The sequence below is a fragment of the Mesorhizobium sp. M5C.F.Ca.IN.020.32.2.1 genome (assembly GCF_004023105.1).
In the GTDB taxonomy this organism is placed as follows: Bacteria; Pseudomonadota; Alphaproteobacteria; order Rhizobiales; family Rhizobiaceae; genus Mesorhizobium; species Mesorhizobium wenxiniae.
Genome location: NZ_RZSX01000571.1, coordinates 1 through 4,194 on the forward strand (window position 1 = coordinate 1; position 4,194 = coordinate 4,194).

At 62.8% G+C, this 4,194-nt stretch carries 4 protein-coding genes and 1 pseudogene; 3 read left to right on the forward strand and 2 right to left on the reverse strand.

The features are described 5' to 3' along the window. Nucleotides 1-270: pseudogene (locus tag EOA86_RS24475) on the forward strand (galactose-1-epimerase); the annotation flags it as partial. A 36-nt stretch (nt 271-306) separates the two neighbouring features. On the opposite strand, the gene EOA86_RS24480 reads toward EOA86_RS24475, so the two are convergent. Then, entirely contained in the window at nt 307-1,062 is a 756-nt protein-coding gene (locus EOA86_RS24480) for an SDR family oxidoreductase (protein ID WP_128344026.1), read from the reverse strand. Nucleotides 1,063-1,206: 144 nt separating this feature from the next. On the opposite strand from EOA86_RS24480, the gene EOA86_RS24485 reads away from it, so the two are divergent. Both EOA86_RS24485 and EOA86_RS24490 read left to right on the forward strand, forming a co-directional pair. Beyond that, nucleotides 1,207-2,097: an AraC family transcriptional regulator gene (locus tag EOA86_RS24485; protein ID WP_128344027.1), complete on the forward strand. Its 891-nt coding sequence runs from the start codon at nt 1,207-1,209 to the stop codon at nt 2,095-2,097. Between the two features lie 280 nt (nt 2,098-2,377). After that, nucleotides 2,378-3,166, forward strand: a complete 789-nt coding sequence (locus tag EOA86_RS24490) for a thioredoxin family protein (protein ID WP_164891945.1) — start codon at nt 2,378-2,380, stop codon at nt 3,164-3,166. Nucleotides 3,167-3,287: 121 nt separating this feature from the next. Here the strand turns inward: EOA86_RS24490 and EOA86_RS24495 are convergent. Then, nucleotides 3,288-4,194, reverse strand: a 907-nt coding sequence (locus tag EOA86_RS24495) for an EAL domain-containing protein (RefSeq protein WP_128344029.1), incomplete at its 5' end; no start/stop codon positions are given.

Here is a 4,194-nt window from a genome sequence, read left to right on the forward strand (position 1 = left end):
CTCAAGCTGGCATCATGGGCGCAAGGCGCAAATTCCGGCGTCGAGATGGAGCTCTGGACCACCGAGCCGGGCGTTCAGCTCTATACCGGCCAGTATCTGGCGCCGCCTTCGCCGGGGCTCGAAGGACGTCGTTACAAGGCTTTTTCGGGCTTTTGCCTGGAGTCGCAGGTCTGGCCGGATGCGCCGAACCGGCCGTATTTCCCACAGGCCACGCTATGGCCGGGCCAGATCTACCACCATGTCACGGAATACCGGTTCCGATTGCCTTAACTCGGACCCGGTATCAGTTTTTCAACACTTGCTTCGTTAGATGGCCTGGCCGCCGGACACTTCGATCCGCTGGGCATTCACCCAGCGATTATCCTCGGATAACAAGCTGGCGATCATCGGCCCGATATCGTCCGGCATGCCGACGCGGCCGAGCGCGATCATATCCGCGAACACCTTGTTGAGGTCGGGCATGTCACGGACAGCGCCGCCAAGGAAATCAGTTTCGATCGCGCCCGGCGCCACCGTGTTGACCGCGATTCCGCGGGCGCCTAACTCCTTCGCCATGTAAACGCTGAGCACCTCGACCGCGCCCTTCACCGCGGAGTAGGCGGCAAAGCCCGGGTAGGACATCCTGGTGAGGCCCGAGGAGAGGTTTACGATACGTCCGCCGTTCGCGATCAGCGGCAGCAGCCTCTGGGTGAGGAAGAACACGCCCTTGAAGTGGACATTGACCAGCCGGTCAAACTGCGCCTCTGTCGTCTCTGCCATCATTGCCATGTCGCCATGGCCGGCATTGTTCACCAGATGATCGAACGTCTCGCGCTGCCAGGTCTCGCGCAACGCCGCCTGCAGGCGCTCAGTGAAGGAAGCGAAGGTGGCGACATCGCCGGTGTCAAGTTGCAGGGCGACCGCCCTGCGACCGGTTGCCTGAATCTCCGCGACAACGGCCCGAGCGTCCTCGCTCCGGCTATGGTAGGTGAGGGCAACGTCACCGCCGCGGCGTGCGATGTTGAGTGCGGTGTTGCGCCCGAGCCCGCGGCTGGCGCCAGTGACGAGGGTGATCTTGGTCATGGCCTGCTCCTTTGTTTGCACCACTGCTGTGGCCACGCCGATATCGGCGCGGTGGGCAGGCTTTTGTTGCCGGAAGCTCGACCGTTTTTGCCTAATCCTCCAAAATGCTTTGCGTGTCGGGCAGCAAAGGAATAGCTTCGGTCCATGACCGCGCTCCTCAATGCCGTGCGCCGCTATGCAGACACCAATGCCGACCCAGACGGCATGGCGCACACCCCGATACCGGGTCTCAACACGGTGCGGGCGACGGCGCCCAGCGATCTGGTCTACGACATCTCCCGACCGCTTGCCTGTCTGGTGGTCCAGGGGAGCAAGCACGTCACAATAGGTACTCAAGGCTTCGCCTTCTCAGGCGGAGATTCGCTGCTGATCACTGCGGACGTGCCGACGGTGAGCCAGATCACCCGTGCCAGCATCGCTGCCCCTTACTACTCGCTTGTTCTGGAACTCGACCCGGCGGTCATTGCGGAGCTGAGTGTGCAAATAGGCGCCCAGCATATGGCCGACCACGCGCCCGTGCGGGTTGACCCGACTGACGCTGAGGTCGCTGACGCGGCCCTGCGTTTGATGCGGCTGCTCGATCGCCCGGCATCGGTCCCGGTGCTGCAGGCCCAGCTTGTGCGCGAGATGCACTATTGGCTGCTGGCCGGACGGCACGGGTCGGCGATCCGACGTCTGGGGTGGCCAGACGGTCACGTGCAGCGAGTGGCGCGCGCGGTCGCCGTGCTTCGGGCAGAGTTCGCGCGGCCTTTACCGGTCGAGCGCTTGGCGGCTGTGGCCGGGATGAGTACGTCGTCGTTCCACCAGCACTTTCGCGCAGTAACCTCGCTCTCTCCCCTGCAATTCCAGAAGCAGTTGCGTCTGATTGAGGCGAGGCGGCTGATGCTATCGGAGGGAAAGACTGCGAGCAGCGCGGCGTTCGCGGTCGGCTACGAAAGCGTGTCGCAGTTCACCCGGGAATATGGTCGTCTGTTCGGCCGGACGCCTGTTCGGGATACCAAAGAAGCGAGAGGCAGAACCTTAGCCGCCGCTTGAGGCGCCGATACCCTGGAGGCGCAAAGCAGCCACGAAGCGCGAGCGGATGAGCACGGTCGCGCAGCGCCATGCGGTTCGAGCGCAGAGGGGATCACCCGCTTCGGGCGAACGCGCGGCGCTTGTAATCGGCGATTACATTGGAATAGCGCCACACTTGTTACTCCCACTGTTTGCTCTCCGGTGCCAAACTATCTCACGCCAACGAGCGATGAGCAGCGAAATGGAACCGCGCTTCAGCCATGAGGCGCGGGAATTCGCCCAAATCAGGAGGTATCAAGCCATGACTTCATCAGCCGAGAGCGGACGGAAAAGCGGACAGCCTGCCATGCGCACACCACCGGTGGTGTCGCCTGAGGCGTGGGAGGCGGCTCGCGAGCGGCTGCTCGTGAAGGAAAAGGCCCAGACCCGTGCCCGTGACGCGCTGGCCGCCGAGCGGCGGCGGATGCCGTGGATGGCCGTGGAGAAGACGTATGCGTTTGAGGGGCCTGACGGAAAGGTCAGCCTGCTCGACCTGTTCGACGGCCGGCGTCAGCTGATCGTCTACCGCGCCTTCTTCGAGCCGGGAGTGTTCGGCTGGCCAGACCACGCCTGCCGCGGCTGCTCCCTGGTAGCCGACCAGGTCGCCCACGTCGCCCACCTGAACGCCCGTGACACCACACTTGTCTTCGTCTCGCGTGCGCCGCAGGCTGATATCGCGCGGCTGAAGGCGCGGATGGGCTGGGAGATGCCGTGGTACACGCTCACCGACAGCTTCGACGCCGACTTCGGCGTGGACGAGTGGCACGGCCACAACGTGTTCATCCGCGACGGCGATCGCGCGTTCCGCACCTACTTCATCAACAACCGCGGCGACGAGCAGATGGGGAGCACCTGGAATTATCTCGACATTACCCCGCTTGGCCGGCAGGAGGTCTGGGAGGACTCGCCCGAGGGCTATCCCCAGACCCCGACCTACAAGTGGTGGAACTGGCATGACAGCTACGCCGCGGATCCAGCGGCCGACAAGAAGTGGGCCGAGGTGTCGGACGCCGGAGAGGCGGCGTTCCGGGAGGCGAGCACAAAGCAATGAGCCCGGCCTGGTCCGGTGGAGATCGACGGCGGCGACGGTCGGACGGCTAATACAAAGCCGCTGGACTATTGCTGAGGGAAGCGGCGACGGCTTGCAGGAGCGCAGATCGCTCCGCCGCTGTTCATGCGGACTTGACGACCGAAAATGGGCGTTTGTAGGTGACCGGTCTCGCCCGGAAACTGGCGGCGGGAGCAGGGCGGCCGACGTGGAAGCCCTGGATTTTATCTATGTCAAATTCGCGTACAATGGCCATCTGCTCGTCGGTTTCGACCCCTTCGACCAGGATTTTATGGCCGCGATTTCGGACCAGGGCAATAATGTCTTGCAGCATCGCCTTGCCCCTCGGGGTGCCGCAGTCATGCAGAAACGAGCGGTCGATCTTCACCGTATCGAAATCGATTAGACGAAGCCATGAGAGGCCGGCGAAGCCCGTCCCGAAGTCATCGAGCCATATCCTGATCCCTAGCAGCTTCAGGTCGCTGATGCAGCGGAGAACGTCGGAGTGCATCTCCATCTCCAGCCCTTCGGTGATTTCGAGGGCCAGCCTGCTGCCGGCTACGCCAGTCTCGCTCAAAATGGCCGCAACAGAGGTTGCGAAGCCGGGCGTCTTGAGCTGAATCGGAGAGACGTTGACGCTGACGACACGGACGTGATCGTCCGCCAGAAGCTCAGTGCACACTGTCCTTATTGCCCAGCGCCCAAGCGCCAGGACCGCGCCAGTTCGTTCCGCGACGGGAATGAACAAGCTCGGCGGAACCGATGTACCGTCCAGCATTTTGAGGCGCATCAGAGCCTCGACGGCTTCAACTCGGCCGGACGTGACATTCTGGATAGGCTGATAGACGAGTGAAACGAGATCCTGGCCGATCGCGATCTTCAGCAAAGCCGCAATATTCTCGCTCTCGTCGCTGCTCTGGGGATCGTTTGGATCGAACAGCCAGGTACAATTTCGACCGCCTGCTTTTGCCAGATAGAGTGCGCGATCGGCCTCATGGATGATTTTTTCCAGCTTGGCGCCAGTCTGCGGC